Source organism: Parasphaerochaeta coccoides DSM 17374 (assembly GCF_000208385.1).
GTDB lineage: Bacteria > Spirochaetota > Spirochaetia > Sphaerochaetales > Sphaerochaetaceae > Parasphaerochaeta > Parasphaerochaeta coccoides.
This window is the reverse complement of sequence record NC_015436.1, coordinates 1,962,084-1,988,915: the sequence shown is the minus strand read 5'-3', so window position 1 is coordinate 1,988,915 and position 26,832 is coordinate 1,962,084. Positions and strand designations below refer to the sequence as shown.

The following is a 26,832-nucleotide window of genomic DNA, read 5'->3' as shown; positions in this document are numbered from 1 at the left end:
CTTTCAGTAATCAAGCATGCCGGCCTGGTGCCGGCATGTTCTGTGTAAGGATGATGGACTGTGGCAAAAAGGGATTATTATGAAGTCCTTGGCGTGGCTAAGGGCGCGACGGACGATGAAATCAAGAAAGCCTATCGGAAGCTGGCAATTGCCAACCATCCGGACAAGAATCCTGGCGACAAAGCCGCTGAGGAACGTTTCAAGGAAGCCAGTGAAGCTTATGAGATACTGAGCGATCCCAAGAAACGCCAGGCATACGACCAATTTGGATTCGCCGGAGTAGATGGTAACGCCGGAGCTGGAAATTATTCCAATGTCTATCGCGACTTTGGGGATATCTTCGGTGGCATGGGGGGCTTCGGGGACATCTTCGACAGCTTTTTCGGCGGTGGCGGTCGTTCTGCCGGTGGCAGCCGGGCATCCCGTGGACCAGAGCCGGGGCAGAGTCTCCGTCATGATGTTTCCATCCCTTTCAAGGAGGCGGTTTTCGGAACATCCATCGAATTTACCTATGCCCGCCATGTTGCCTGTGATGCCTGTCATGGTACGGGAGGCAAGGGGGGTCATGCCAACCAGAAGGTATGTCCGACATGCCATGGGATGGGGCAGGTTCACCGCAGCAGTGGCTTCTTCACTGTCGCTACGCCTTGTCCGGACTGTCAGGGAACAGGTCATATCATTGATAACCCCTGTCCTGAGTGCAGTGGTACCGGATTGAAAAGAAAGCAACAGACATTGAAAGTCACCATTCCTCCTGGAGTGGATACGGGCAGCCGCATCCGTCTGAACGGGATGGGTGACGCGGCTCCACGGGGTGGTGTGCCGGGGGATCTGTATGTGTATGTCAATGTGCGGGATCATAAGTTCTTCTCACGTGAAGGTTCCGACCTTGCCTGTCAAATACCTGTTTCATTCACGCAAGCCGCCCTTGGCGCGGAGATAGCAGTTCCGACCGTGGATGATGGAGTGGTGAAGGTGACGATTCCTGCGGGAATACAGAATGGAAAGATACTACGGGTTCGTGGCTACGGAGTTCCCAAAGGACGTTCTACCGACTCACGGGGTGACATGTATCTGAAAATTGTGGTGGAGACCCCGAAAAAGTTGAGCATGAAGGCGAAAGCCCTTATGAAGCAATTATCAGAAGCAATGGGGGAGGAGACGGCTCCAACACCCATGCCGCTTGACAAGGATTGACCATGGGAGAAAAGATTACCGGCGCACATGCTATAGAGGAGGCCTTGAAGCAAGCTTCGGCAGGTTCCACGCTTTATATCCAGAGAGGCATGGGAGAAAAAGGCGCCCGGCTTGAGCGTCTTGCGCAGTTGACCGGTCGTGTAGCTGTAAAAAAGCTGTCGGCAGCCGAGCTGGACAGGATGGTTCCCGGAATAGACCACCGTGGAGCGGTCATGGATCTTGGCAGCGTGCGCCGTGGCGGCGGGCGGGCGAACACGACGACCGTTGAGGACTTCCTTGGCTCTTTGGAAGAAGGGAAGGATTCTTTGGTCATGGTTCTTGATGGTATCACCGATCCTCACAACCTTGGAGCCATACTCCGCAGTGCCGATCAATTCGGCGTTGATTTGGTAGTTGTACCAGAACGGCGCAGTGCTCAGGCGAACGAGACTGTCGCCCGTGTTTCCAGCGGAGCTTCCCAATATGTGCCAACTGCGGTGGTGACCAACATCACATCCACCCTTACCATGATGAAAGATCATGGATTCTGGATTTACGGTGCTGACATGAACGGCGAATCATCCGAGACAATTGAATTTACTGGAAGATGCATCATAGTAATGGGAAGTGAAGGGGATGGGATGAGTCGTCTTGTCCGTGAAAACTGTGATTTCATCGTCTCCATCCCCATGCAGGGACACATAGACAGCCTGAATGTATCAGTCGCTGCTGGCATCCTCATGTATGAAGCAAGACGCCAGAGACGAGCTCTGCCGGGGGAAAAGGGTTCCCGGACATAAGGCATATTATAAGATATGGGAACAGATGTTTCGTCTGTTCAGCCAGACTGCAAAAAGCCGGATTGCAAATAAAAAAGGAGAGCATCGCGCTCTCCTTTTTTTGCTGTAACAGTATCCCTACGGGGCGTATGCAATACCAATGAAAGGCGCAACAGTGAAGGAATTGGTATCATGCTTCTGGGGCTTGGAGTTAAGCCATCCGGTTGCTTGTGCCGTCACGGAAAAATGGAAGCCAGCTTGGACTCCCCCGGTCAGCAACAGATTCTTGCTCATCTTCATCTGGGCAGCAGCCTGGGCGCCAAGACCAAGATGGGTCATTGAACCCTTCTGATCCTGTTGTAGAACAGTGGCAAGGGTCTTGCTATATTTCCTCATGGAAAAACCAAGGCTTCCATATACGCCCAGGGTGTCCGTAAGGTCTAACCGATATGCGGGTCCTACATAGATGGAATACGAAGAATCCCATTTCACGGCTTTCGTATCTTCAAGGTGGAAAAGAAGTGATGCATCCACAATCCCTCCCAGACCATTATCAGCAAAGAATCCGTTGTTCAGGCGCAAACCCATGAAATTTCCTGCCTTGTCGGCCTTCATATTCCCGGCGTCAAATTCCTTGCCCATGGATATCAATTCATAGGTACCGTTGATTCCTACCCAGGAGCTTGCAGCCATCAGGATGGAAGTAGCCACAACAAGCATCAATGCAAGACTGATAACTTTCTTCTTCATGTTCATTAGTTCTCCTTCGGAAACAGTTCCCTGTTCCCAAAAAAGTATAACCAACGAATCGTAAACTCGTTACGAGACTTGGTATTGAAAAAAATAAATGGTAAGAAAAGCATGTTCTTTGTATTGCCTTTCGGTTTATTACATGCTGAATGATGTGCTATCCATCAAAAAATTAACTTTTGTTTTGTGAATCATGCAATAAGATTGTAATAAAGAAGGCATATGCGCAATATTTTTGTTAATAATAAATTACATGGAGGTAATTTATGACAAAATGTATATTTTCCACTTCTTCTGTTGCGTGGATTCCTGGAATTAAGTATTATTACTAGAATCATAAAGGGAGAGAACACCATGAAGAAGAATTTATTTCTTATTGTTGTCTTGCTGATTGCAGCCACAACGCTCTTTGCCGGTGGGTCGTCTGAGTCCAAGGCTCCGGCTGCCACAGCAAGCAATGACTTCCGCATCGGTATTGTCACCGGTACGGTATCCCAGTCGGAAGACGACCTGCGCGGAGCAGAGCGTCTCATACAGGAATATGGAGCAGTACAGAACGGTGGTATCATCCAGCATGTCACGTACCCTGATAACTTCATGGATGAAGCCGAGACGACCATCTCCACCATCGCTGGCCTCGCCGATGACCCCAAGATCAAGGCCGTCATCGTCAACCAGGGAGTTCCCGGCACCACCGAGGCATTCCGCAGGATCAAGGAACGCCGTCCGGATGTCCTGACCTTTGCTGGTGAACCTCATGAGGATCCGGGTGTAATCCAGACAGCGGCAGACCTCGCCATCAACAGCGACTTCGTTGCCCGCGGATTCTTGATCATCAACACTGCCAAGAATCTTGGACTCGATACCTTCGTCCACATTTCCTTCCCGCGCCACATGAGCTATGAGACGCTCGGTCGCCGCGCCACCATCATGGAAGCCGCCTCCAAAGACCTTGGAATACGCTTTGTCCGTGAGACTGCGCCAGATCCGACCAGCGATGTCGGTGTCGCCGGAGCCCAGCAGTACATCCTGGAGAAAGTTCCCTCATGGATTGAGCAGTATGGAAAGAATGCAGCCTTCTTCGTAACCAATGACGCTCATACCGAGCCTTTGCTCAAGCAGTTGCTCGCCTATGGCGGTTATTTCATTGAAGCTGACCTTCCTTCTCCACTGATGGGTTATCCTGGAGCCTTGGGCATTGACTTGTCCGCTGAAGCCGGGGATTTCCCTGCAATCCTGAAGAAGGTTGAAAGTGCTGTTACCGCGAAGGGCGGTGCCGGACGCTTCGGTACGTGGGCGTATTCCTATGGATATACTACCACCGCTGCGCTTGGACAGCATGCTATCAACGTGCTCAAGGGCGAGAGCGAGATAACCAGTCTCAGCGATCTGATGAAAGCCTACAGCAAGTTCACGCCGGGTGCAAAGTGGAACGGTTCGTTCTATACTGATGTCACTACGGGAGTCCGTTCCCGTAATCACGTATTGATTTATCAGGATACCTACATCATGGGTGCTGGCTATCAAGGCACTCCCGATGTCGTCGTACCTGAGAAGTACTTCACAGTGAAATAACAACTGTTTTCAATGAGGGGGTGTTGCAAGGGTGAGAACTTGTGCGATGCCCCCCATTAATTGTATACAGTAAAATAAAAGGTAGGGTTGCAATGCCCCTCCTTTGTATGATTGTGTACCCATGACCCTATGTGGTGTCATCCGTTGGCCGGGTGGAACGATATAGGATCATAGGACAAGGATAAGGTGAATATGGAAGGAAATGATGCTCCCCTGATGGAAATGAAGGGGATCAGCAAGGAGTTCTTCGGCAACCAGGTGTTGACGGATGTGAACTTCACCCTCCACGGAGGAGAAATCCTCGGACTTGTCGGAGAGAACGGAGCGGGCAAGAGTACGCTTATGAAGATTCTCTTTGGCATGGAGGAAATCTGGGCGACCGGCGGATATGGCGGGGAAATGTTCATGGATGGCGTTCCGGTCTCGTTTTCCACGCCTCTGGATGCCCTGAAAGCCGGCATAGGAATGGTACATCAGGAATTTTCGCTGTTGCCGGATTTCAGTGCTACGGAAAATATCCTGCTCAACCGTGAGCCAGTGAAGAAAAGCGTGCTGTCCGAGGTGTTCGGAAACCGCATGGACGCTTTGGATCGGGAGACAATGCACAAGAGGGCGCTTGAAGCTATTACGAAGCTGGGAGTGCAACTTGCTCCGGACATGCTGGTCAGTGACATGCCCGTCGGACACAAGCAGTTTACTGAAATTGCCCGTGAACTGAGTAAAAGCACAATAAAGCTTTTGGTCTTGGATGAACCGACCGCGGTCTTGACCGAGCAGGAGGCTGATTCTTTGCTCACAGCCATCAAGAGGCTTTCCCAGGCCGGGATTGCCGTCATCTTCATCAGCCATCGCCTGCATGAGATTATTGATATCTGTGATACTGTCATGGTGATGCGCGACGGCAGGATCATCAAGGCAGTACCCGCTGCCGAGGCTTCAGTACAGAGCCTTGCGCGTTGGATGGTAGGTCGTGAAGTCGCTGAAGCCAACCAGAAGCGTAAGGAGAACCATCGGGCGATTCATGAACAGAAAAATGAACCATTGATGAGCATTCGCAATCTCTGGGTGGATATGCCTGGAGAGACGGTCAGGGATGTTAACCTTGATGTATATCCGGGAGAAATCCTGGGTATCGGAGGGCTGGCTGGACAAGGAAAGCTGGGACTTCCCAACGGTGTTATGGGTCTGTATCCTGCTGGCGGACATGTCTTTTTTGAAGGACGGGAAATTCCCTTGAATAAACCCCGTACCTTCCTTGATGCGGGCATGGCCTTTGTATCTGAAGACAGGAGAGGCGTTGGTCTGTTGCTTGACGAGTCCCTTGAATGGAATATTGTATTCACAGCCATGCAGGTGCAGAGAAAGTTCTTGAAAAAATATCTGGGAGGTCTGGTCTCCTGGCGTGATAACGAAGCCATCCAGAAGGCGACCCGGCAGTATATCGACATGTTGCAGATTCGCACGACGGGCAGCAAGCAGAAGGCTCGCCAGCTTTCAGGCGGCAATCAGCAGAAGATATGTCTGGCCAAAGCATTCGTCCTTGAACCACGTCTGCTGTTCATCTCCGAGCCGACGCGCGGCATAGATGTGGGAGCGAAAGGTCTTGTGCTTGACGCCCTGCGCGCTGACAATGAGAAGAACGGCACGACGATTGTCATGGTGTCTTCCGAGTTGGAGGAACTTCGCGCTGTCTGCGACCGTATTGCCATTGTCACCGATGGCAGGATCAGCGGCATCCTTCCCGCGGAAACCGATTCCACTGAGTTCGGTCTCCTGATGGTGAGCCATAAGGACGACGGTCAGGGAGGCGCAGCATGACGTTTAAACCTGTGTATGATAAAATTCGAAAGTTCTTCAAGAACTTTGGATGGTCTCGGATCGTCATGACGTTTAAACCTGTGTATGATAAACTCCGGAAGTTCATCAAGAACTTTGGATGGCCTCGGATCATCATAGCGATTTTCCTGCTGACGTTGTTCATCACCGCGCCTTTCGTGGGGGTAAACTTCGGAACAGCACTGTCAGATACGTTGGTACGTTTTGGCATGAGCAGCGTCTTGGTTCTGGCCATGGTTCCCATGGTTCATTCCGGGACAGGACTGAATTTCGGACTGCCCCTGGGCATCATCGCGGGTCTTCTGGGCGGAACACTTTCCATGGAAATAGGTTTCACGGGGCCGGTTTCGTTCCTCATGGCCATTGTCCTGGCTACGCCTTTCGCCGTACTTTTCGGGTATGGGTACGGGCAGCTTCTCAACAAAGTCAAGGGCGGAGAGATGATGATTGCCACCTACGTCGGTTTCTCATCCGTTGCCTTCATGTGTATCATGTGGCTCCTTCTTCCTTACCGCAACCCGACCATGGTATGGGGGTTTGCCGGAACTGGATTAAGGACGACCATTTCGACCGAAGGATATTACCTTAAGGTACTGGACAACTTTCTGAAACTGAATATCGGTCGTTTGTCAATTCCGACAGGCATGTTGCTGTTCTTCGCCTTGTTGGCGTTCCTCGTATGGGCGTTCCTCCATACCAAGACAGGTACGGCAATGACCGCCGTGGGTTCCAACCCGGTGTTCGCGCGGGCGAGCGGCATCAACATTGACAGGATCAGGACGCTGAGCGTCATCCTGTCCACATGGCTTGCCGCCATAGGCATCCTGGTGTACCAGCAGAGCTTTGGTTTCATACAGCTCTACATGGGACCCTTCAACATGGCCTTGCCCGCTGTATCCGCCGTCCTGATTGGCGGCGCGTCGGTCAATAAGGCCTCGATTCCCAATGTCATCATTGGTACGTTCCTTTTCCAAGGTATACTGACGATGACTCCTTCGGTCATGAATTCCATCATCCAGACCGACATGTCCGAGGTCATCAGGATTATCGTGTCCAATGGCATGATCCTGTACGCCCTCACCCGTAAGACGGAGGCGTCACGATGAATGATGTCATGAAAAAAGTCGGACGGTTCCTGAATGATAACATGGTGACGGTTCTGTTCGTCGTCATCTGTATCTTCGGCATACCGCTTTCAGGATATTCCGCGAACTACTTGATACAGGAAGTCATCGTCCGTGTGGCACGTAATGCGTTCCTGGTTCTTTCACTGTTAATTCCCATCATGGCAGGCATGGGCTTGAACTTCGGCATGACGCTCGGCGCCATGGCAGGTCAGATCGGTCTGATTTTCATAAGTGACTGGAACATCGTCGGTATTCCCGGAATGATTTTGGCAGCCATCATATCAACGCCCATCTCCATGTTCCTTGGATGGATGTGCGGACGGATACTCAACATGGCCAAGGGTCGTGAGATGGTCACCAGCTACATCATTGGGTTCTTCATGAATGGTATCTACCAGCTGATTGTGCTGTACTTGATGGGAGTTCTCATTCCTGTCCGCAGCAGTGCCTTGATTCTTCCCCGCGGATATGGAATCCGCAACACGGTCAACTTGGTCAACATCAGGCGGAGCCTGGACAATCTGATTCCTCTGCGGATAGCGGGGATACAGATTCCCGTGGCCACTTTCCTCATCATAGCCGTGATTTGCATATTTGTCGTCTGGTTCCGGCGCACCAAGCTGGGGCAGGACATGCGGGCGGTAGGCCAGGACATGGAAGTGGCTCGTTCGGCGGGCATCAAGGTGGAAAGGACGCGCATCCTGTCCATCATCCTGTCCACTGTGTTCGCTGGTTACGGCATGATCATCTACCTGTCCAACATCGGTACGCTGAACACTTATAACTCCCATGCGCAGATTGGCATGTTCTCCATTGCGGCTCTCCTTGTCGGCGGTGCGTCAGTCAACAAGGCGAGCATCGGCAATGTATTCCTTGGCGTCATTCTTTTCCATGTCATGTTCATCGTCTCCTCGATGGCAGGAAAAAACCTTATTGGAGAAGCCCAGTTGGGCGAATACTTCCGGGTATTCATTTCCTACGGTGTCATCACTCTTGCCTTGGTTCTCTATGAGGTGCGCAAGCGACGTGACAAGAGCCGGATAGGCAGGCAGCTTGCCCATGACCAGGAGCAGGAGGTACAGGCATGAACGTTAAGGAAAGACGTTTGCTCATACGTATCGGTTGTGTCCTCCTGATTCTGGCTGTCGCCCTGTGGATGTATTTCATTGGACGGCAGCACACCGTGTTGGTGGACAACCGTGCTGTGGAACAGGCTGGAGGAACCATCCAGGCGCTGAAGGTCGTCGAGGTGCAGGTTGACGGACAGAAGGTCATTGAGCTTTTTCCCCGTGACCGTGACCAGTTCACTGTCACCGGGCAGCGGCATACCATCACCATGCGGTTCACCGATTCTTCATACAATGATGTGGAGATTGTGCGCTCCTTCCGTATTCCTGTGGGAGAGGACATGGTGCTGATTTCCCTTCCAACCTTCGCCGCTGACTCCAAGGCGGGGCAGGATGTGTGGCTTAGTTCTTTCAAGCCTTTGGTGGCTCCCGCCGCTCCCGTGGTAGAGGAAGTACCTGTGGAAGAAGAGGTTCTTTTCCTGGAAGGTTTCTGATGTAGCAAAGCTGTTTCATAAGTGCCACTGGTGGCTGGTGGATAAATAAAAGTACCGTGCCAGGGAAAATTCTGGCATGGTGTTTTGTATGTCTTGGTTCAAAAGATGTCGCGGGCGTCGGAATCAATTCAGATGGTAACGACATCCTTCCGGGCTTTCCATTTGTTCTTGTTCACCAAGGGGCAGGAACGCGTCCTTTTGAATCCCTCCCGTGAGATTACGGGGTTGTCGGGAAAATCCGTGTTCTCACCCCATTCCACTTCTTTATACCCTGGAACCGGAACTCATGCAGACTTGTTCTGGACATTGGGACATCCCTTGTGAAATAGATATCTGTTTTTGCACGTAATTGTCACATCATATGAGCATGTAATTATAAGTGATTATAATATAAGAAAATATAACTAATTTCCTGTTGACTCTCCGCAGTGGGCTGAATATATTAGTCAGCACAAAGGCCATTATTTCATATGTATATGTCCTTCCCTTGCACTGTATGCGGGGAAAAGAGCGGAGGTATCATGAAGCGTTTTCAAAGAACTGTTCTTGTGTCAATCTTAACCATGGGGCTTGTCCTTCCACTGGCAGCCGCGGGGGTGAAAGAACAGGCATTGACAGATGACAAGCTGGTCATCATGACCAGTTTCTATATTCCTTATGATTTCACGTCAAAGATTGCAGGTGATTATGCGCAGGTGACTAACCTTGTTCCTACAGGAGTGGAGCCTCACGATTGGGAACCTTCCATAGGCGATATGCGTCGTCTTGAAAAAGCGGATGTCTTGGTCGTCAATGGTGCAGGGATGGAAGCATGGCTTGATAAAGTCCTGGCATCTCTTTCCAACAAGAACTTGACCGTCGTGACCTTATCAGATGGCGTGGAATTTCTCGCGGAAGGAGAACACCACCATGACCACGAGGATGAGCATGAGGCCGACCATGATCACGAAGATGAGCATGAGGATGAGCATGACCATGAAGATGAGCATGACCATGGGGACATCGACCCTCATACGTGGCTTGATATTCGCAATGCCATCATCGGTCTGGGAAATATCATGAAGGCGTTGAAGGAAATAGATCCGGCGAACGCATCAGCTTACCAAGCCAACTATGACGCATGGGAAGCCAAGTTCAATGCTCTTGACCAGAAGTACCGTGCTGGATTGGCTTCCGTCCCGAAGAAAACCGTCGTTGTCTCCCATGCAGCGTTTGGCTACATGACGCATGCCTATGGATTCGAGCAGGAAGCTATTGAAGGAGTCTTTGCGGATTCCGAGCCTTCGCCGTCCCGTATGGCGGCAATCATCGACTTGGTGCGTGAGCATGACATCACGACCATCTTCACCGAACAGCTCGTTAGCCCGAAGGTGGCGGCGACCATTGCACGGGAAACCGGGGTAAAGACTGCCGTCCTCGACCCTGTAGAAGGGTTGTCCCAGAAGGACTTGGATGCGGGGCGCGACTATCTTTCCGTCATGGAAGACAATCTTGCGGCCTTGATCGATGCTTTGCGATGATGGACAGGAATCATCCTGGACCGTATACTTGCCCACATGGGAAAAAGACTCCGTGAATGGGTTCGTCCGGGAGACATCCTCATCTTCATCCTTGGACTTGGTTTCGTCATCATTCTTTCTGCGGCTTCGGTTCGGACGGTGGAAAGCGGCGCATCGACCTATGCCCTGATTCGCAGCGGAGACCAGGCGTGGCGTTTCCCTCTGGATGTGGATAGAAAGGTTGACATCCCTGGTATAGCAGGTATTACCAAGTTGGTGATTGAGGACGGCTATATCTGGGCGGAAGACTCTCCGGGGCCACGGCACATCATCATGAAAATGGGTAAGATAAATACACCGGGACAATGGTTGCTCAGCGTACCCAACGCAGTCTTTGTCACTATTGAGGGAACGGTAGATCCTGCGACACGGGAAGTAGATGACGTGGCCATGTGACCGGACTGGTCATAGTATGGTTTTGTAAAGATTCAAGCTCCCGCAGGGAAATCAATGCCGTGCAAGGCGTTTTTCCACGGCTTCCGCGAGAACGCTCATCCCCACGGCATAGGACAGCAGGACGACAGGGAGCAAGTCCATGGCGGTTTTGGAGAAAATGAGACCGAAAAGCGGTGACAGTAAGGAGATGCCCACGTAGGATGATGCCATCTGGATGCCGATGATCCTGCCTGAATATTGCGTACCAAAGCGTCGCGGAGTCAGATGAATCCATGTGGGAAGCAAGGGGCCTCCGCCCAAACCCGCAAGAATGATGCCTGCAAGTGCCCCGTATGGGCCTACGGGAAGAAGGAAGCAGAGGGATCCTGCCACCATGAGGGCCATGCCGGAGCGGAAGATGACCCGTGACGACAGGGTGAAAGTGAGGAAACCTGAGATGAGCCGTCCGGCCATGATGCTGCCGTAGAAAAGGGATGTCCAGCGTGCGGCAAGGACAGGAGTCAAGGAACGCGTTTCGACCAGATAACTGCTGCTCCAGAGTCCTAAGGTAGTTTCAAAGGCGCAGTACAGGAGAAACGCTCCCATGGATAGGAGTACGCCTGGGCGTTTTACATAGAACAGCATGGGTTGTCCGGAGGCAATTCGAGCCTGTTCTTCTACTTTCTGACGGTCAGGCAGAGCCTTGCGGTCGGCTACTATCTTCCAAAGAGGGATAGCACCTGTCAGGATGATGACCAAAATGCTTTGGAGTAGGGCGACGGTTCCGTAACCGTTCCTCCATGTGCCTCCCGCGGTCAGGTTCCCCGCCATGATGTTCGGTCCAAGCAAGGCTCCTACTCCCCAGAACGCGTGGAGCCAGTTCATATGTCGGGCTTCATAATTCCCCGCTATGAACCAGTTCAATCCGGTATCCACGCCTCCGGCGCCCAACCCCAAGGGGAAGGCAAGGATGAGGAACCACCAGTAGGCAGGGGCTTTGGAAAAGCCGTAGAGAGCGATTGCCGTGAGAAAAACGCTGAAAACAGTCACTTTGCCGACACCAAAACGTGCCAATATCCTGCCACTGGCTATGCTGGACAGTATGGTACAGGCGGAGGCTATGAAGGAAATGTACCCTGCCGCCCCAACCGACGCGGCAATGTCTACGCGAATCACCGGCCACGTCGAGCCAAGAAGCGCATCGGGTAACCCAAGGCTGATGAAAGATGCATAGATAATGACAAGTAAAAGCGTTGCCATGAACCTTTCCCTCGCAGCGCGATGCACCGCATCTGTGAGTGTAGGAGAGTGCCACCCTAAAGTCAATCAGTCACGGAATGGGGAAAAAAGAACCGTCGCCCATGTCCCTCGACATGTAGCAACGGCTCTCTTGTTTGTGCATCATGATTAGGTTTGTCCGGTCTGCATTGCGCTTGACCGGACTTCTTCCTTTCTCTGGATGGCTATCTTCCTCTGGACGGCTTAAGGGCAAATCAACCGAACTGAGGCCCGTATGTGGCACACGCTCGGAAGTCCGCCCCTTCAGGATTGCTGCCGAATGCGTTCCATGTGCTTGGCCGGAAAATCTCCGAGTAGGGGACATTGTGCATGCTCACCGGAATGCGTAGCATGGAAGCCAACGTAATCAAGTCGGCTCCGATATGCCCGTAGCTGATAGCGCCGTGGTTCGCTCCCCAGTTCGCCATGACAGAATATACATCCTTGAAAGGACCGTCATTTCCATCAGTGCGGGGTACGAACCATGTAGTAGGCCACGTAGGATCTGTGCGCCGGTTGATGATATCAAAAACATCGTCGGGCACATCACACGTCCATCCTTCGGCAATCTGGAGCACAGGCCCCAGACCCTTGACAATGTTCAGGCGGCACATGGTCACAGGCATTTCTCCGGTAGTCTTGAACGTGGAGCTGAAACCACCACCACGGAAATAACCACCGTTGGCTACGCTGAACGTTGTATTGTCCAAGACAGCCTTGACATCCTTTTCCGTAATCTCCCAGAAGTGTTTCATCACGGAATTGCCTTCACCGTCCTTCATCTGTCCCGTAGCATCCATCGTGGTCGCGCCGCTGTTGATTAAATGGATGAAACCATCCTTTGCGCGGCCGGTGGGCGTCCATCCGGTGACTCGCTTCAATGACTCTGGACTCCAGTAAGAACGAACATCGCTGAAAATCTGGGCGCGACCGGTCAGGAGCTTGCCAAAGAGCATGGATACACCATTGAGATGATCATTCTCCGTGGCTACCACATAGGGTTCGCGGATTCCGTTCCAGTCGAACGATGTGGTGAGCATAGTCTCCATAAAGTCTCCGTTCGGCCAATGATCCGTCCACTGTCGCTGTCCCTGGAAACCGCTGGCGATTGCATTGTGACCCTCGGCTTCTTCCTCAAAACCCATCTCCGCGAGCTTCAGGTTGCCTTGCATCAGGTCGCGGGTAATCATGGTCATCTTGATACAATAGTCCCAATCGGCCTCCCGCTGCTTCTCGGAACGCTGCCATTGTGGAGGGTTCACCTTGTCCGGAGCCTCGGTGATGTTCTTCTTCACCCATTCCTTTGCCATCTTGAATTCAACCGGATCAAAGATGTTCTCTTCAATGCGCCGGGAAATCTCGCACATGTCGATTACCTCGGCACGCATGCCCAGGTATTCCTGGAGGAAAGCCTGATCGACGACCGAACCGGCAATGCCCATGGAGCATCCGCCTATGGCCAGATAGCTGGTTCCCCGGAGGGAAGCTGCGGCGACGGCGGCACGGGCGAAGCGGAGGAGCTTTTCCTTGACATCGGCGGGAATGGCGGTATCAGTCGCTTCCTGAACATCGTGTCCGTAGATGCCGAAAGCGGGCAGCCCTTTCTGGGAATGGGCGGCAAGGACGGCGGCCAGATAGACAGCGCCGGGTCTCTCCGTGCCGTTGAAACCCCATACGGCCTTGATGGTGTTCGGGTCGGCGTCGAAGGTTTCCGTACCATAGCACCAACACGGAGTAACCGAGAGCGTGATGCTCACGTTCTCCCGTGAGAACTTGTCGGCGCATCGTGACGCCTCGGCGACTCCGCCTATCGTACTGTCCGCTATTACGCACTGTACCGGAGTGCCATCGTTGTAACGCAGGTTTTCAGTGAGCAACGCGGCAGCTGACCGCGCCATGTTCATGGTCTGTTCCTCAAGAGCTTCCCTCACGCCTCTGCGACGGCCATCGATGATGGGTCTGATTCCAATTTTCGGCCATGTGCCGGCCAGACGAGCACGTGGAAACCCGACGGTTTTATTTGCCATATCATTCCTCCTGTGATATAAATTCCTTATAGCATGTAATCGTTTACATAAGCCGAGTATCGCATGATATCGGTCATCCTGCAATGATATTCATATGTCGCGGACTGTGTTTTTACTATCTTGCGACCAAGTACGTGAAAAGGAGAGTGTGGCATGTTGAAAGGAATATCTTCCATCCTGAGCCCTGAGCTGCTGAAAATCCTCATGGAGATGGGTCATGGCGACGAACTGGTCATTGGAGACGGTAATTTCCCTGCCGCCGCATATGCCCGCAGGTTGGTGAGGCTTGACGGACATGGCGTTCCCCAGATATTGGAAGCAATCCTCCAGCTCTATCCGCTGGACAAATATGCGGACAATGTCATCATGATGGAGGTTCCCGCCACCGATCCGGTAGAGACGCCCATCTGGGAGACGTACAGGAAAATAGCATTGGAAGATCCCCATTTCAAAGGATTTGTCTTTGAAGAACGTTTTGCTTTCTATGAAAGGGCGAAGAAAGCCTATGCCATCATAGCGACCGGTGAATCGGCGATTTACGCCAACATCATTATTAAAAAAGGTGTAGTGTGATATAATCGGACGAACGGGTAATCCGAAAGCGGGGAGCGTACATGAAAAAGAGAAAAGACAGCACTGCGGAGCTTCCGCAAGTCGCGGCGACAATCAAGGATGTCGCGGAGCTGTCCCGTGTCTCGATAGCCACCGTCTCCCGTGTCATGAACAACATTGGCGTCGTCAATCCTGAGACGGAAAAAAGAGTGAGGGCTGCCATAGCCACCCTTGACTACCGGCGCAACAATGTCGCCCGCGCCTTGAAGATGCGCTCCACCCGGACAATTGGTTTCATCTGCCCTGACCTGAGCAATATTTTCTTCACTGAGATTGTTGACCGGATAGAAAACATCCTTGGGCCGCTGGGATATTCCTTGGTGGTTTGTTCATCAGCTCATTCAGTCGATGAGGAAAAGCGTAAGGTTTCCATTCTCCTTGACCGCAACGTGGACGGAATCATTGCCGCGCCTGCCGGGAATGCTCATGATGCCTTTTCCCCATGCGCCCGCGCCCATGTCCCTGTCGTTTTCATCGACCGCGTCGTTCCTGGAGCATCCTATGATGTGGTGCTGACCGACAACCACCGGGGAGCGTATGAGGCTACGGAGGCGTTGATACGTGAAGGGCATAGGAAGATAGGGTTCCTGGGGGGAACCCTTGATGTCTATACGACCAGGGAGAGGCTGGCAGGATACGAACAAGCGTTGCAGGACAACGGGATTACGGTTGATGAGCGCTTTCTTTTTTTCGGCGGCATGTCGCTGGGGGACGGTTCTCTTCTGATGCGTAAGGCTCTTTCACAGGATGATGCCCCTGAAGCGTATTTCCTTGTCAATGAGTTGGTGCATGTGGGAGCAAGCGCGTATCTGCTGGAGGAAGTGCCTCTGGCCGAACGTTCCCGGATTGTCTTTGCGTCCTTTGATTATATGCATTACGCTCCGTTGCTTCGTTTCTGCCATTACGCAGTAGCACAGCAGGTGGCTGCAATCGGGGCGGAAGCTGCCGCATTGATCCGTCGCCGCATTGATGGAGACAGGGCAGGATTCCCTGCTAATATCATGCTAAAACCGGAGATAAAGGTCATGATAAATAACGGTGGTATCATCTCGAATCCAGAATTTCTTCCCGTAGGACTGGGGAAAAAAACTGCTTTCAGGGATTCCGCCGGTGTTGCAAAGGACTGATTCCCATGACCTTCTTGAACTGACGGCAGAAATAATTTGCATCTGAAAAACCTGTCTTCTCAGATATCTCTCCTATGGACATGTTCGAGGAGCGGATTAGGTAGCACGCCTTGCTGATTCTCTTTTTCAAATGATATTGGACGGGGGACATGCCGGTACAGCGGTGAAAATAACGGTTCAGCGTGCTTGTGGACATGTGCGCCACTGTAACCAGTTCGTCAGTGGAGACCTGCCGGTCGGCATGGGCTTCCATGAAGCTGAATACATGGGCGAGGTCGTCGATCAGTATGTTTTCCGTTATGAGCTTCTGTTCGTGGAACCTGAAAAGTTTGACCAACATTTCTCCCGCGTATGCCAATGATAGGGTTTTTGCTCCTTCTCCGTACCCAGAGAACCCCATTTCCCTGAGGAGCTTCTCGGCGATTCCGCATATTTCCGTCAGTTCGGAAGGCTTGAGGGTGAAGGAGGGAATGGGAATCGGCTTTTGTTGGTACAGTCTGGAAAGACCGAACAGGGCCTGGAAGGAGGGCATGGTGGACAGGTCGGGGAATTTTTCCGTCAAGGCGTCGGGGAGGCTGATGAAATTATACAGGATGAGGTTGTCCACGTCCCTGAATCCGTGCGCCTGTCCGGGATGCATGACGAACACCATGCCGCTGGACAGTTTCTGTTCCCCGCCTTGCCAGAAATGAGTCCCTTGACCGGAAACGGTGACTACCAGTTCATAGAAATCATGGGTATGGAGTGAATAGGGAATCTCAGGATTGCGTTTGATGATCCGGAAGGGCAGCGCAGGGTCGGTGAGATAATCAACTGCAAAAAGGGTCATGAGTTTCATGATAAAAAAGTGCTATATTATGACCAATATGTCAAGGCGTATGTCCAAAAACGGTTGTACTATGATTAAACAAGAAAAGATAAAAAAATATTTGCCGGACTTTATCTGTGTTTATGAACGGTCTGTTCCGGCTTGGAGGAAGTGATGTCAAAGGATTGTTTCAAAGGTGCGGTAGAAGCATATGCCTCCGTCGGCGTTGATGTGAATGCTGCTCTGGACAAGCTGGCGACCATCCCTATCTCCCTGCATTGCTGGCAGGGCGATGATGTCGGCGGCTTCGAGGAAGCGGGTGCGGTTCTTTCCGGAGGGGGCATCCAGACTACTGGTAATTATCCCGGTAAGGCGCGTTCCATTGCCGAACTTCGTTCTGATATGGATAAAGTCATGGAACTTGTTCCCGGCGCAAAAAGGGTAAGCCTTCATGCCAGTTACGGCGAGTTTGGAGACAAGAAAGTGGATCGGGATGCCATAGAACCCCGGCATTTCCAGGGATGGGTCGATTGGGCCAGGGAACGGAAGATTGGCCTTGACTTCAACGGTACGTATTTCAGCCATCCGCTTGCCGCCGCCGGCTATACGCTTGCCAGCAAGGATCCCGCGATCCGTGCGTTCTGGCTTGAGCATGGAAAGCGTTCCCGACAGATTTCCAATTGGATAGGCGAGCAGCTTGGTTCGACCTGTGTGCTGGACACATGGATTCCGGACGGAGCCAAGGATACGATTGTGGACAAATACGGGCATCGCCGGATTCTTGAGCAAACGCTGGATGATATGTTTGCCGTGGAATATCCCGCGGAGAACATGGCGGACGCCCTTGAGACCAAGCTGTTCGGCATCGGCAGCGAATCCTTTGTCGTCGGCTCGCATGAGTTCTATATGGGATATGCGCTGAAGAACAAGAAGATGCTCTGTATCGACATGGGGCATTTCCACTCGGATGAAGATGTCTCTGACAAAGTGTCGTCCCTCTTGCTTTACTTTGACAAAATGCTGTTCCATGTCAGCCGTCCCGTGCGTTGGGACAGTGACCATGTGCCGCTTTTCAATGACAAGGTGAAGGCTCTGATGGAGGAAATTGTCCGGATGGGGCGGCTTGACGATGTTTATATAGCTCTTGATTTCTTCGATGCTTCCATCAACCGTATCGGCGCATGGGTCACCGGAGCCCGTTCTACTCGGAAAGCCTTGCTCTGGGCTTTGCTTGAACCGCGCGCGGCGTTGCTTTCCTATGAAGATAAAGGTGACTATTACGGACGTCTCGCCTTGCTTGAAGCACGGAATGTCCTGCCCTTCGGTGCCGTTTGGGATGAATTTTGCTCCCGCCAGGGAGTACCCGGAGACCTTGCGGTGATTTCCAGCGTCCATGCGTATGAGGATACCGTCCTCAGAGGGCGGATGTGATGGATCTTTCCAGCTTGATTGCGATAAGCCGCAGGTATGGCAGGGACAAAGATTATGTCCTTCTTGGTGGCGGCAACACTTCTGTCAAGGACAAGGACATCATGTACGTGAAGGCTTCCGGCCATGCGTTGTCGGACATTGATGAAAGTGGATTCGTCCGCATGTCCCTTCCCCGCCTTGCCCGGATATGGGACAAGACATATCCCGCGGACAAAGACGAGAGGGAGGATGCCGTCCTTGCGGACATGATGGCCTGCCGGTGTGAAGGGGAGACTGCCCGTCCCAGTGTCGAGGCACTGTTGCATTCCTTGATACCCTTCACGTACATAGTCCATCTCCATCCGGCGTTGGTCAACGGCGTGACCTGTGCCCAGGCAGGCAAGGCGTCCGCGGAAGCCTTGTTTCCCCAAGCCCTGTGGATACCTCTGGTGAACCCCGGATACATCCTTGCCCAAGTGGTGCGTGAAGAAATGGCGGTTTATAAAAAAGTCACGGGGACAGTGCCGCAGGTCGTCCTGTTGCAGAACCATGGAATCTTTGTCGGCGGAAGAAGTCCTGAGCAAGTCGAAGCTGCCTATGACGCGGTGATGTCAAAGCTCGCCCGCCATATCACGCGCCTGCCTCATCTCGATGCGCGTAAGCCGGAAAAAGCGAAAGTCGCCAAGGTTTTGGAAGGGTTGTCCGCCTTTTATGGAAAAGACACGCCTTTCGCAGTGTTGCTCAATAAGGAGCTTGAGACGAAGATCAGCGACAAGGACTCCTTCTATCCTCTCAGCTCAGCCTTCACGCCGGATCATATTGTTTACAGTGGGTTCAAGCCCCTGTGGATCGGGAATGAAATCTTCAAGGCGCGGGTGGATACCGCTGCTGCGGTGAAGGCTTCCGTGGAAGCGTTTGAGCAAGAACACGGAGTACGGCCTAAAGTGATTGTTGTCCAAGGCGTCGCGGTGTTCGCCATCTCCGACAAAGCCATGGATTTGTTTACCGACACCATCAAGGTGGCGGCGTATACGGAGAGCTTCGGTGGGCCTCGTTTCATGGATGATGACCAGATTGAGTTCATCCGTACATGGGAAGTGGAGAAATACCGGGTTTCGGTCACCACATGAAACGCCATGGAAGGTGTGTTGATTGCTACAGGTACATGGGTTTTGCTCTCTGATGAGAGAAGAACATAAAAGGGATATTTTTCCCATAAAGGAGAGTTTTATGAAGAAACTATCACTGATTCTGATGGTTTTGTTGCTGGCGGCAGGCGTGGTATTTGCGCAAGGTGCCAAGCAGACCACGCGTGAGAAGTATGACATTGTCATCCTCGTCAAGAGCATGGGCAACGGATTCTTTGATGCCACACACACTGGTGCCAAGGAAGCTGCCGCTGAACTGGGCAATGTTGAAATCTCATATCTCGGACCAACACAGGCGACAGCCGAAGGCCAGATTGAGATTATTGAGTCCCTCATTGCCCAGCGGGTCGATGGCATAGCCATTTCCGCCAATGATGCCGATGCCCTCATCCCCGTGACCAAGAAGGCCATGGCTGCGGGCATCAAGGTCATTTCCTTTGACTCCGGCATTAACGCTGGCGGACGCATCGTTGACCTGGTTCCTTCCAAGGAAGAATTGATTGGACGCCAGCAAATACAGCTTGCTTCCGAGCTTGCCGGTGGAACGGGAGACATAGCCATTCTGTCCGCTACAGCCCAGGCTACCAACCAGAATGCCTGGATTCGCTGGATGCATGAGGAAGTGAAGAACCATCCCGGTCTCAAGATTGTCGAGACTGTCTATGGTGATGACGCTCCGGACAAGAGCTATCGTGAGACTAACGCCCTGCTGAACAAGTATCCCAACCTCAAGGTCATCATTGCCCCGACGACAGTCGGAGTCCTTGCTTCTGCCCAGGCGGTCAAAGATGCCGGAAAGAGCGGCATAGTACAGGTGACCGGACTTGGATTGCCCTCCGAAATGAAAGGCTCCATCCTGGATGGTACGGTGAAGCAGATGGCTCTGTGGAACCCCATTGACCTGGGATATACCTCCACCTTCATTCTTGAGGCTCTCATTTCCGGCAAGAACACCGGTGCGGTCGGCGACGTATTCAAGGCTGGACGCATGGGTGATGTCACCGTCGAAGCGAACAATGTTGCCGTCATGGGAACTCCTTATGTTTTCAACAAGGACAACATCGAGCAGTACGCGGCCATTTTCTAGGATGGCATGAGCATCTGTCGGACATGCCCCTGGCATGTCCGTTTCCGCCAAGGCATGCGCCTTGGCGGTTCTCCGGATGGCTGGTTTACCGGACATCAGGAGAACTGTTGTGAAAATATATGAGGAGGAATGATGTCACAGGTAATTTTAGAGGTCCGCCACCTGATGAAATTCTTTCCAGGCATCAAAGCTCTTGATGATGTCCACATGGATGTCCGCGCCGGAGAAATCCATGCGCTTATCGGCGAGAACGGAGCTGGAAAGTCTACGCTCGTGAAGATACTGACCGGTGTCTACACGCCGACAAGCGGGAGCGTGATATTGGAAGGGAAAGAGATGAAATTCTCCAATGCCCTTGATGCCCAGCAGGCAGGGATCGTCGCCATACATCAGGAGGCTTCGATGTTCCCTGAACTGAGCGTCACCGAGAACATCTACATGGGTCATCATCTGTACAGTCCCCATTCCAGGAGACTGGACTGGAAGGCAATGCACAAGGAAACCCGAAAATTGCTGGACAGCTTACAGCTCGACATAGCCCCTGATACCTTAGTCAAGAACTTGGGAATCGCCCAGCGGCATATGGTCGAGATTGCCAAGGCATTGTCCCTTGATGCCAAGGTCGTCATCATGGACGAACCGACCAGTGCCCTGACGAGCCGTGAGGTCGAGGATCTTTACCGCATTGTCCGCAAGCTGAAGGAAGAAGGTAAGTCCATTATCTTCATATCCCACAAGTTCGAGGAAATCTTTGAGATATGTGATACCTATACTGTTCTCCGCGATGGACGCTACATAGGTTCGGGATACCTGAAGGATACCGACAGGGACAGTATCATCAGGATGATGATAGGTCGTTCTGTTGACCAGATGTTCCCCAAGAAGGAGCTTGTTGTCGGGAAACCGCTTTTGGAAGTCAAAGAGCTTTGCCAGACAGGTAACTTCACCAATGTCTCCTTCACCTTGCATGAAGGGGAAATTCTCGGATTCTTTGGTCTGGTCGGCGCGGGCAGGTCGGAAGTGATGCGTGCCATTTTTGGCATAGATCCCTGTTCCTCCGGCTCCATCATGATGGACGGAGAAATTTTTTCCCCTTCTTCTCCTGGAGTGGCCATGGCCAGGGGAATTGCTCTTGTGCCGGAAGACAGGCAGAAGCAGGGGTTGATACTTGCCATGAGTATTTCCCGTAACATTGCCCTCCCGTGTTTGGCGAGCTTGTCCCGTCACGGGGTGGTCAACAGGAAGAAGGCCGCGGCTTACGCGGAGAAATATGGTTCGCAAATGGAAATCAGGGCAGCCGGATGGCATGTTGATGCCGACACTCTTTCCGGAGGAAACCAGCAGAAGGTAGTCCTTTCCAAATGGATCGGCACTCAGCCGCGCATCCTCATCATGGACGAACCGACCAAGGGGATTGATGTCGCAACCAAGGCCGCAGTTCATGAATTTGTTTCTGAAATGGCTTCACAGGGCATGGGAGTCATCTTGGTTTCTTCCGAACTGCCGGAGGTGCTGGGAATGAGCGACCGCATTGTGGTGATGCATGAAGGGGAAGTGACTGCTGTCTTGGATCGGGCGGACGCCGGTTCCGAGAACGTAATGGCCGCGGCCATTGGTGAAGTCCAGGAGGCCGTACGATGAATAGAAAGAACTTCAAGGAGACGGTGAACTCCACGTTCAGCAGTCTTCTGAAACGACGAGAGGCCAGCTTGGTCATTTTGCTCCTTGTCTTCCTCGTGCCTGTGCTGATTCAGTCGCCGAACTTCCTGTCGCTGGAGAACCTGGCACGGATATTCAATGATATGTCCATTCTGGCTATCGTCGCAATCGGACAGTTCCTGGTAATTCTTTCTGGAGGCATCGACCTGTCGGTCGGTTCAGTCATAGCTTTCACCGGAATGTCCGCCGGTATGGTCAATGAAGCAGCCCCGGCGGTTCCCGTCCCCATGCTTCTCATGATCAGTGCGGCCATCGGCCTGCTGATGGGCATGTTCAACGGCGTCCTGGTCGCATGGGGGAAGATTCCGCCAATCATCACGACGCTGGGAACCATGAGCCTCTACCGGGGACTGACCTTTGTCCTCAGCGGAGGGACATGGGTGACTGCCCATGAGATGACGCCGTCCTACATAGGATTCCCGCGCATACAGTTCCTTGGAATCTCAGTCTTGGTTTGGGTTGCAATCATGGTTGTGATCATCATGTACGCTTTCATCCGTTATACCCGTACCGGACGGGCTTTCTATGCAATCGGCGGCAATCCTGTCGCGGCCAAGTTCGTCGGAGTCAATGAAGCCAAGACGCGCTTCATCGTCTTCATCATAAGTGGGCTTCTCGCTGGTCTCGCAGGTGGTTTGTGGACTGCCCGCTATGCTTCCGCTGTCAATGAGATGGCCACCGGTTTCGAGATGCAGACTGTCGCTTCCTGTGTCTTGGGAGGCGTGGCTTTCTCTGGAGGAGCAGGCGGCGTTCCGGGAGTCGTCCTGGGAGCGCTGTTCCTCACCATGCTGAACAACGCGTTGCCTGTCATCTATCTTTCCCCGTTCTGGCAGACACTCGTCGAAGGTCTTGTCATTCTCATAGCCTTGGTGATCAATACCGTAGTCGATCAGCGCAAGACTGCGCGTCTGCTGGCCCAGAGGAGGGTGAAGAAATGAGTACGAATGAGAAAGAGTTGGTTGCCCGGAGTCGTTTGGTTGACGAGTCGGGTCTCAAGGAACAGCTCATCCGCATATTCACCCAATGGGAAGTGCTGCTGGGCATCATCTTCATTCTGATGGTGCTGTTCTTCACCGGAAGGACTCCATATTTCCTTGATTGGTTCAATTTGATGAACGCATCCTTCCAGTTCTCGGAGAAGGCTATCATGGCTTTGCCCATGGTGTTCATCATCATGTGCGGGGATATCGACATATCAGTGGCATCTATTATTGCGTTGTGCGGGTTCTTGATGGGCATGGTTGCCGATGCCGGAGGCTCGACAGTCCAGATCATCGTGGTTGGGCTTGCCACAGGGACGGTCGCGGGGCTAATCAATGGTCTTCTGATTACAGGATTCCGGATGCCGGCCATAGCCGTCACCTTGGCGACCCAGGCCATCTACCGCGGCATAGCGAAGGCCATCATGACCGAACATGCCTTCACACGGTATCCGGAGGGATTCGGGTACTTCGGGCAAGGGTATATCCCCGGTACGGTCATCCCGTTCCAGCTTGTGCTGTACCTTGTGCTTGCGCTGATCATGGGTTTTATTCTTCACAGGACGATGTTCGGTTGGAATCTGTATGCAATCGGGAACAGTCAGGAAGCGGCGCGTTTCTCTGGCATCAATGTGCAGAAGGCACGTGTGATCAACTACATGTTGATGGGTTTCTTTACAGGAATAGCCAGCATATTGCTGCTTTCCCGCATCCTGAGCGCCCGTTCCAACATAGCCACGGGTTATGACATGGAGGTCATCACTTTGGTCGTCCTTGGCGGAGTCTCCATCAACGGTGGCAAGGGCAACATGGGTGGCGTGGTGATTGCCGCCTTCCTTGTCGGATATCTCAAGTTCGGCATGGGACTGCTCAAGCTGTCCAGTACGGTCATGTCTATCGTCACCGGCGGTCTTTTGATTGTTGCTGTCCTTCTGCCCAGGCTGCTTGATGTGTACAAGCAGAACCGCAAGTTGCGCATGCAGCAGAAATCCATGGTTTCCGCCACTCATGGACATGAGGTAGAACACGGAAAGGGGGAATGATGGAAAAGCGCGCAGCGTTCATAATGAAGCTCAAGCCGGGATGTGAGGCGGAGTATACCCGCAGACACAATGCCATTTGGCCTGAACTAAAGGAACTGCTCAGTACGAGCGTCTATGATTATTCCATTTTCCTTCACCGGGAATCTTTGACACTTTTTGCTTTCCAGAAGCTCAAGGGAGATGGGGGAAGCCAGGATCTTGGAACCGACCCCATTGTCCGCAGGTGGTGGGACTACATGGCGGATTTGATGGAGGTGAACCCGGATAATTCCCCGGTGTCCATCCCTCTGGAGGAAGTCTTCCATATGGAATGACTCCGAAAAGTGTGCAAAAGCACGGATTTTCGGAGTCATATATGATAATCAGCAGAAAAGAATATGTGGAAAACCTCATTTAACGGGAAAAAACTTTCTGGGCATCGAGACTTTCCGAAATCCCGTATTGAATATGTGGTTGACACGAGAAGTGGAAAATTCAACCCCAAAACTCAGGTGGAAAATTTCTGTAGATAAACTGGATGAAAAGCAGTTCCACATCTTTTCCCTCTTGTATTTGAAAGCAAAAAGTAATAGTATCGAAAGTGTTTTGAAAGGAAAATGCAAGGAGACCCATAGGATGGTCGGATTGGACAAACGGGAAGGACAGATACTTGCGTTATTACAGGATGGCGAAGAACATTCCGTTGCCCGCCTGAGCGAACTGCTCGGCGTATCCGCCGTCACCATCAGGGCGGATCTCAAGTCCCTTGAGCTCAAAGGCATGGTGATTCGCTCCCGTGGCACAGCTATCCCGGCCTTCCATCCTCAGCTCATGGAAAAGCAGGGCAGGAATACCGCTGAAAAGGAAGCAATCGCCCGTCTTGCCGCGACCTTTGTGTCTGATGGAGATTCCATCATGATTTCAAACGGTACGACCTGCGCCCTGATCGCCCGCTATCTATTCGGAAAACGCGACATACAAATCGTCACGAACTCAACCTTGGTGCTGCCCTACGTCAGGGTCAACGGAAACATCTCTCTGACATTGGTCGGCGGGGAGTTCAGGCCGCAGGCTGAGGCTCTGGTCGGGCCTTCCGCTGTCAAGCAGATAGAGGATTACCATGTCTCCACCGCATTCTTCGGAACCGACGGCCTGACCCTTGAGTACGGTCTGACCACTGCCTTGGTGGAAAACGCCGATATCCTGCGGCGCATGTGTTCCCAGGCGGGACGCCGTATCCTGACAGTGGATTCCTCCAAGCTGGGCAACAAAGGCTTCGTGCGCATCCTCCCGTTGACGGATGTGGACATACTTATCACGGATTCCGGAATGCCGGAAGAAACCATACGCGACATCAGGGAGATGGGCGTGGACGTGCGCATAGCACGCTGACATGCCTGCTTCCGGAGTCGTAGGAAAAGAAAGAAGGAAGGAAAAGAATGGCGGAACAGATTCTGATGCCTAAGCAGGGCAACTCGGTGGAGTCCTGTATCATCCTGGAATGGCGCAAGAAAGTCGGCGATGCAATTGCCGTCGGCGATATCATCTGTGAGGTCGAGACCGACAAGGCCACGATTGAAGTCGAGTCAACTGTTGGGGGCATGTTACTTGCCCTGCTGCGCAAAGAAGGTGAAGACGTTCCTGTCATGCAGCCCATTGCCGTTGTCGGACAGGCAGGAGAGAAGGTGGATGCGGCTGTCTTCGGCGGAGAACCTTCCGGTAAGGAAGTCCCTTCCGTCCCACAGGAAAGTTCCTCATCGGCGGTTCCCTCAACATCTCCCACTGCGCCTCCGGTCACTACGTCATCTCCGGTATCTTCCACACCAGCCCCTTCCGCCATGTCCGACCAAGGTGCCTCACCCCGTGCGCGGAACCTCGCCTCACAATTTGGCGTGGATGTTGCTTCCCTTGCTCCGACAGGACCCAAGGGAATGGTCATTGAGCGTGATGTCGCCTCCGCTGTCGCCGGACATGAGCCAGTATCCCCGGCGGCCTTGTCCACGCGCCAACCTGGTATTCCCGTACCTGCCGCCGGTTCGGGAATCGGAGGGAGGGTCTTGGTCGCCGACCTTTCCATTCCCGTGATTTCTTTGTCCGGTTCTTCGGACGCATCTTCGCCTTCTTCTCCTGCTTCTTCGCTCGCTTCCGTCGCCGCATCCCACGAATATCCGGGACCCGTGGAAGAAACTCCGGTCAAGGGCATACGCAAGGTCACGGCAAAGAGGATGCATGAATCACTCCAGAGTACCGCGCAGTTCACCCTGAACATGTATGCGGACGCTACGAACCTGAAAGCCCTGAGAGCCCGCTTCAAGGAAAGCGACCCCTCCCTCGGTTTGCAGAAGATTACAATCAACGATCTGGTCACCTTTGCCCTGGTGAAGACGCTGCCGGAGTTTCCGGCGCTCAACGCCCATTGGCTGGGCGACAAGATAGCCACATTCAGGAACATCCATCTGGGCATTGCCGCAGACACTCCCCGTGGACTCCTTGTGCCCGTGCTCCGCAACGCGCACTCATATTCCCTGGCCGGACTGTCACGGGCGGCAAAGATTTTGGTCGCCGCGGCACAGGAAGGCAAGAGCAATCCTGACGACCTGACCGGCGGCACGTTCACCATCAGCAACATCGGAGCTTTCGGCATAGAAAGTTTCACCCCTGTTGTCAATGTGCCAGAGGTCGCCATCCTGGGAGTCGGAGGAATTTCCTTGCGTCCCGTTGAAGATCCGGACGATGAGGAAAATGTCCTGTTCGTGCCGCACGTAAGCCTGTCGCTGACCATTGACCATCAAGCGGTGGATGGAGCCCAAGGTTCTAAGTTCCTGAAGAAACTGGCAGACAACATAGCAGCGCTTGATGTCCTGCTGGCGTTGTAG

24 protein-coding genes are annotated in these 26,832 nt (G+C 52.7%); 20 read left to right on the top strand and 4 right to left on the bottom strand.

All coding sequences use genetic code 11. The features are described 5' to 3' along the window. The first annotated feature begins 60 nt into the window (after positions 1 to 60). On the top strand, positions 61 to 1,197 hold the full coding sequence (dnaJ, locus tag SPICO_RS08550; RefSeq protein WP_013740268.1) for a molecular chaperone DnaJ: 1,137 nt from the start codon (positions 61 to 63) through the stop codon (positions 1,195 to 1,197). A gap of 2 nt (positions 1,198 to 1,199) precedes the next feature. Continuing rightward, positions 1,200 to 1,976 (top strand): 23S rRNA (guanosine(2251)-2'-O)-methyltransferase RlmB, encoded by a 777-nt coding sequence (gene rlmB, locus SPICO_RS08545; protein ID WP_013740267.1) that lies wholly within the window; start codon positions 1,200 to 1,202, stop codon positions 1,974 to 1,976. Positions 1,977 to 2,093: 117 nt separating this feature from the next. On the opposite strand, the gene SPICO_RS08540 is transcribed toward rlmB, so the two are convergent. Further along, positions 2,094 to 2,705, bottom strand: coding sequence for an outer membrane beta-barrel protein (locus SPICO_RS08540; RefSeq protein WP_169310082.1), 612 nt, complete (start codon positions 2,703 to 2,705; stop codon positions 2,094 to 2,096). A 354-nt stretch (positions 2,706 to 3,059) separates the two neighbouring features. Between SPICO_RS08540 and SPICO_RS08535 the strand changes: the two genes are divergently transcribed. The 7 genes from SPICO_RS08535 (at position 3,060) to SPICO_RS08500 (ending at position 10,759) form a co-directional block, all read left to right on the top strand. After that, on the top strand, positions 3,060 to 4,280 hold the full coding sequence (locus SPICO_RS08535; RefSeq protein WP_013740264.1) for a DUF3798 domain-containing protein: 1,221 nt from the start codon (positions 3,060 to 3,062) through the stop codon (positions 4,278 to 4,280). A 192-nt stretch (positions 4,281 to 4,472) separates the two neighbouring features. Next, positions 4,473 to 6,098 (top strand): sugar ABC transporter ATP-binding protein, encoded by a 1,626-nt coding sequence (locus SPICO_RS08530; protein ID WP_013740263.1) that lies wholly within the window; start codon positions 4,473 to 4,475, stop codon positions 6,096 to 6,098. Then, positions 6,095 to 7,222, top strand: a complete 1,128-nt coding sequence (locus SPICO_RS08525; protein WP_013740262.1) for an ABC transporter permease subunit — start codon at positions 6,095 to 6,097, stop codon at positions 7,220 to 7,222. The genes SPICO_RS08530 and SPICO_RS08525 overlap by 4 nt, the downstream gene beginning before the upstream one ends. After that, complete coding sequence (locus tag SPICO_RS08520; RefSeq protein ID WP_013740261.1) at positions 7,219 to 8,331, top strand: ABC transporter permease; 1,113 nt, start codon at positions 7,219 to 7,221, stop codon at positions 8,329 to 8,331. The genes SPICO_RS08525 and SPICO_RS08520 overlap by 4 nt, the downstream gene beginning before the upstream one ends. Then, positions 8,328 to 8,804, top strand: coding sequence for a DUF6672 family protein (locus tag SPICO_RS08515; protein ID WP_013740260.1), 477 nt, complete (start codon positions 8,328 to 8,330; stop codon positions 8,802 to 8,804). The genes SPICO_RS08520 and SPICO_RS08515 overlap by 4 nt, the downstream gene beginning before the upstream one ends. A gap of 521 nt (positions 8,805 to 9,325) precedes the next feature. Continuing rightward, complete coding sequence (locus SPICO_RS08505) at positions 9,326 to 10,324, top strand: metal ABC transporter substrate-binding protein (protein ID WP_013740259.1); 999 nt, start codon at positions 9,326 to 9,328, stop codon at positions 10,322 to 10,324. Between the two features lie 36 nt (positions 10,325 to 10,360). Beyond that, positions 10,361 to 10,759, top strand: a complete 399-nt coding sequence (locus SPICO_RS08500) for a NusG domain II-containing protein (RefSeq protein WP_013740258.1) — start codon at positions 10,361 to 10,363, stop codon at positions 10,757 to 10,759. Between the two features lie 51 nt (positions 10,760 to 10,810). On the opposite strand, the gene SPICO_RS08495 is transcribed toward SPICO_RS08500, so the two are convergent. Together SPICO_RS08495 and SPICO_RS08490 are read right to left on the bottom strand one after the other, a co-directional pair. Continuing rightward, positions 10,811 to 11,998 carry an MFS transporter gene (locus SPICO_RS08495; protein ID WP_013740257.1) on the bottom strand — a complete coding sequence of 396 codons (1,188 nt, stop codon included), beginning with the start codon at positions 11,996 to 11,998 and terminating at the stop codon, positions 10,811 to 10,813. A gap of 233 nt (positions 11,999 to 12,231) precedes the next feature. Beyond that, the gene (locus tag SPICO_RS08490; protein ID WP_013740256.1) at positions 12,232 to 14,043 is read right to left on the bottom strand and encodes an L-fucose isomerase; all 1,812 of its coding nucleotides are present in this window, start codon (positions 14,041 to 14,043) and stop codon (positions 12,232 to 12,234) included. A gap of 153 nt (positions 14,044 to 14,196) precedes the next feature. Here SPICO_RS08490 and SPICO_RS08485 point away from each other — a divergent pair, with 153 nt between their 5' ends. Both SPICO_RS08485 and SPICO_RS08480 read left to right on the top strand, forming a co-directional pair. After that, complete coding sequence (locus SPICO_RS08485) at positions 14,197 to 14,616, top strand: RbsD/FucU family protein (protein WP_013740255.1); 420 nt, start codon at positions 14,197 to 14,199, stop codon at positions 14,614 to 14,616. Between the two features lie 41 nt (positions 14,617 to 14,657). Then, on the top strand, positions 14,658 to 15,782 hold the full coding sequence (locus SPICO_RS08480) for a LacI family DNA-binding transcriptional regulator (RefSeq protein ID WP_013740254.1): 1,125 nt from the start codon (positions 14,658 to 14,660) through the stop codon (positions 15,780 to 15,782). Here the strand turns inward: SPICO_RS08480 and SPICO_RS08475 are convergent. Next, positions 15,751 to 16,611: an AraC family transcriptional regulator gene (locus tag SPICO_RS08475; protein WP_041395217.1), complete on the bottom strand. Its 861-nt coding sequence runs from the start codon at positions 16,609 to 16,611 to the stop codon at positions 15,751 to 15,753. The two genes, SPICO_RS08480 and SPICO_RS08475, sit on opposite strands and share 32 nt — an antisense overlap. A 153-nt stretch (positions 16,612 to 16,764) precedes the next feature. Here SPICO_RS08475 and SPICO_RS08470 point away from each other — a divergent pair, with 153 nt between their 5' ends. The 9 genes from SPICO_RS08470 to SPICO_RS08430 all read left to right on the top strand — a co-directional run bounded on the left by SPICO_RS08470 (position 16,765) and on the right by SPICO_RS08430 (position 26,832). Continuing rightward, positions 16,765 to 18,021, top strand: coding sequence for an L-rhamnose isomerase (locus SPICO_RS08470; RefSeq protein ID WP_013740252.1), 1,257 nt, complete (start codon positions 16,765 to 16,767; stop codon positions 18,019 to 18,021). Then, positions 18,021 to 19,130 (top strand): class II aldolase/adducin family protein, encoded by a 1,110-nt coding sequence (locus SPICO_RS08465; RefSeq protein ID WP_013740251.1) that lies wholly within the window; start codon positions 18,021 to 18,023, stop codon positions 19,128 to 19,130. Before SPICO_RS08470 ends, SPICO_RS08465 begins: the two co-directional genes overlap by 1 nt. Before the next feature lie 100 nt (positions 19,131 to 19,230). Continuing rightward, a complete protein-coding gene (gene rhaS, locus SPICO_RS08460; RefSeq protein WP_013740250.1) occupies positions 19,231 to 20,235 on the top strand; it encodes a rhamnose ABC transporter substrate-binding protein in 1,005 nt (334 codons plus the stop codon). 132 nt (positions 20,236 to 20,367) lie between these two features. Next, positions 20,368 to 21,876: a sugar ABC transporter ATP-binding protein gene (locus SPICO_RS08455; protein ID WP_013740249.1), complete on the top strand. Its 1,509-nt coding sequence runs from the start codon at positions 20,368 to 20,370 to the stop codon at positions 21,874 to 21,876. Further along, positions 21,873 to 22,892, top strand: coding sequence for an ABC transporter permease (locus SPICO_RS08450; RefSeq protein WP_013740248.1), 1,020 nt, complete (start codon positions 21,873 to 21,875; stop codon positions 22,890 to 22,892). The genes SPICO_RS08455 and SPICO_RS08450 overlap by 4 nt, the downstream gene beginning before the upstream one ends. Further along, positions 22,889 to 23,977, top strand: coding sequence for an ABC transporter permease (locus SPICO_RS08445; RefSeq protein ID WP_013740247.1), 1,089 nt, complete (start codon positions 22,889 to 22,891; stop codon positions 23,975 to 23,977). The genes SPICO_RS08450 and SPICO_RS08445 overlap by 4 nt, the downstream gene beginning before the upstream one ends. Beyond that, positions 23,977 to 24,291, top strand: a complete 315-nt coding sequence (rhaM, locus tag SPICO_RS08440; protein WP_013740246.1) for an L-rhamnose mutarotase — start codon at positions 23,977 to 23,979, stop codon at positions 24,289 to 24,291. The genes SPICO_RS08445 and rhaM overlap by 1 nt, the downstream gene beginning before the upstream one ends. Positions 24,292 to 24,592: 301 nt before the next feature. Further along, positions 24,593 to 25,348, top strand: coding sequence for a DeoR/GlpR family DNA-binding transcription regulator (locus tag SPICO_RS08435; RefSeq protein WP_013740245.1), 756 nt, complete (start codon positions 24,593 to 24,595; stop codon positions 25,346 to 25,348). A 47-nt stretch (positions 25,349 to 25,395) separates the two neighbouring features. Continuing rightward, the gene (locus SPICO_RS08430; RefSeq protein ID WP_013740244.1) at positions 25,396 to 26,832 is read left to right on the top strand and encodes a dihydrolipoamide acetyltransferase family protein; all 1,437 of its coding nucleotides are present in this window, start codon (positions 25,396 to 25,398) and stop codon (positions 26,830 to 26,832) included.

Excerpts from the sequence above, each read along its gene's own strand:
- rlmB (WP_013740267.1), top strand. The coding sequence starts at position 1,200 with ATGGGAGAAAAGATTACCGGCGCACATGCTATAGAGGAGGCCTTGAAG.
- SPICO_RS08540 (WP_169310082.1), bottom strand. The coding sequence starts at position 2,705 with ATGAAGAAGAAAGTTATCAGTCTTGCATTGATGCTTGTTGTGGCTACT.
- SPICO_RS08535 (WP_013740264.1), top strand. The coding sequence starts at position 3,060 with ATGAAGAAGAATTTATTTCTTATTGTTGTCTTGCTGATTGCAGCCACA.
- SPICO_RS08530 (WP_013740263.1), top strand. The coding sequence starts at position 4,473 with ATGGAAGGAAATGATGCTCCCCTGATGGAAATGAAGGGGATCAGCAAG.
- SPICO_RS08525 (WP_013740262.1), top strand. The coding sequence starts at position 6,095 with ATGACGTTTAAACCTGTGTATGATAAAATTCGAAAGTTCTTCAAGAAC.
- SPICO_RS08520 (WP_013740261.1), top strand. The coding sequence starts at position 7,219 with ATGAATGATGTCATGAAAAAAGTCGGACGGTTCCTGAATGATAACATG.
- SPICO_RS08515 (WP_013740260.1), top strand. The coding sequence starts at position 8,328 with ATGAACGTTAAGGAAAGACGTTTGCTCATACGTATCGGTTGTGTCCTC.
- SPICO_RS08505 (WP_013740259.1), top strand. The coding sequence starts at position 9,326 with ATGAAGCGTTTTCAAAGAACTGTTCTTGTGTCAATCTTAACCATGGGG.
- SPICO_RS08500 (WP_013740258.1), top strand. The coding sequence starts at position 10,361 with ATGGGAAAAAGACTCCGTGAATGGGTTCGTCCGGGAGACATCCTCATC.
- SPICO_RS08495 (WP_013740257.1), bottom strand. The coding sequence starts at position 11,998 with ATGGCAACGCTTTTACTTGTCATTATCTATGCATCTTTCATCAGCCTT.
- SPICO_RS08490 (WP_013740256.1), bottom strand. The coding sequence starts at position 14,043 with ATGGCAAATAAAACCGTCGGGTTTCCACGTGCTCGTCTGGCCGGCACA.
- SPICO_RS08485 (WP_013740255.1), top strand. The coding sequence starts at position 14,197 with ATGTTGAAAGGAATATCTTCCATCCTGAGCCCTGAGCTGCTGAAAATC.
- SPICO_RS08480 (WP_013740254.1), top strand. The coding sequence starts at position 14,658 with ATGAAAAAGAGAAAAGACAGCACTGCGGAGCTTCCGCAAGTCGCGGCG.
- SPICO_RS08475 (WP_041395217.1), bottom strand. The coding sequence starts at position 16,611 with ATGACCCTTTTTGCAGTTGATTATCTCACCGACCCTGCGCTGCCCTTC.
- SPICO_RS08470 (WP_013740252.1), top strand. The coding sequence starts at position 16,765 with ATGTCAAAGGATTGTTTCAAAGGTGCGGTAGAAGCATATGCCTCCGTC.
- SPICO_RS08465 (WP_013740251.1), top strand. The coding sequence starts at position 18,021 with ATGGATCTTTCCAGCTTGATTGCGATAAGCCGCAGGTATGGCAGGGAC.
- rhaS (WP_013740250.1), top strand. The coding sequence starts at position 19,231 with ATGAAGAAACTATCACTGATTCTGATGGTTTTGTTGCTGGCGGCAGGC.
- SPICO_RS08455 (WP_013740249.1), top strand. The coding sequence starts at position 20,368 with ATGTCACAGGTAATTTTAGAGGTCCGCCACCTGATGAAATTCTTTCCA.
- SPICO_RS08450 (WP_013740248.1), top strand. The coding sequence starts at position 21,873 with ATGAATAGAAAGAACTTCAAGGAGACGGTGAACTCCACGTTCAGCAGT.
- SPICO_RS08445 (WP_013740247.1), top strand. The coding sequence starts at position 22,889 with ATGAGTACGAATGAGAAAGAGTTGGTTGCCCGGAGTCGTTTGGTTGAC.
- rhaM (WP_013740246.1), top strand. The coding sequence starts at position 23,977 with ATGGAAAAGCGCGCAGCGTTCATAATGAAGCTCAAGCCGGGATGTGAG.
- SPICO_RS08435 (WP_013740245.1), top strand. The coding sequence starts at position 24,593 with ATGGTCGGATTGGACAAACGGGAAGGACAGATACTTGCGTTATTACAG.
- SPICO_RS08430 (WP_013740244.1), top strand. The coding sequence starts at position 25,396 with ATGGCGGAACAGATTCTGATGCCTAAGCAGGGCAACTCGGTGGAGTCC.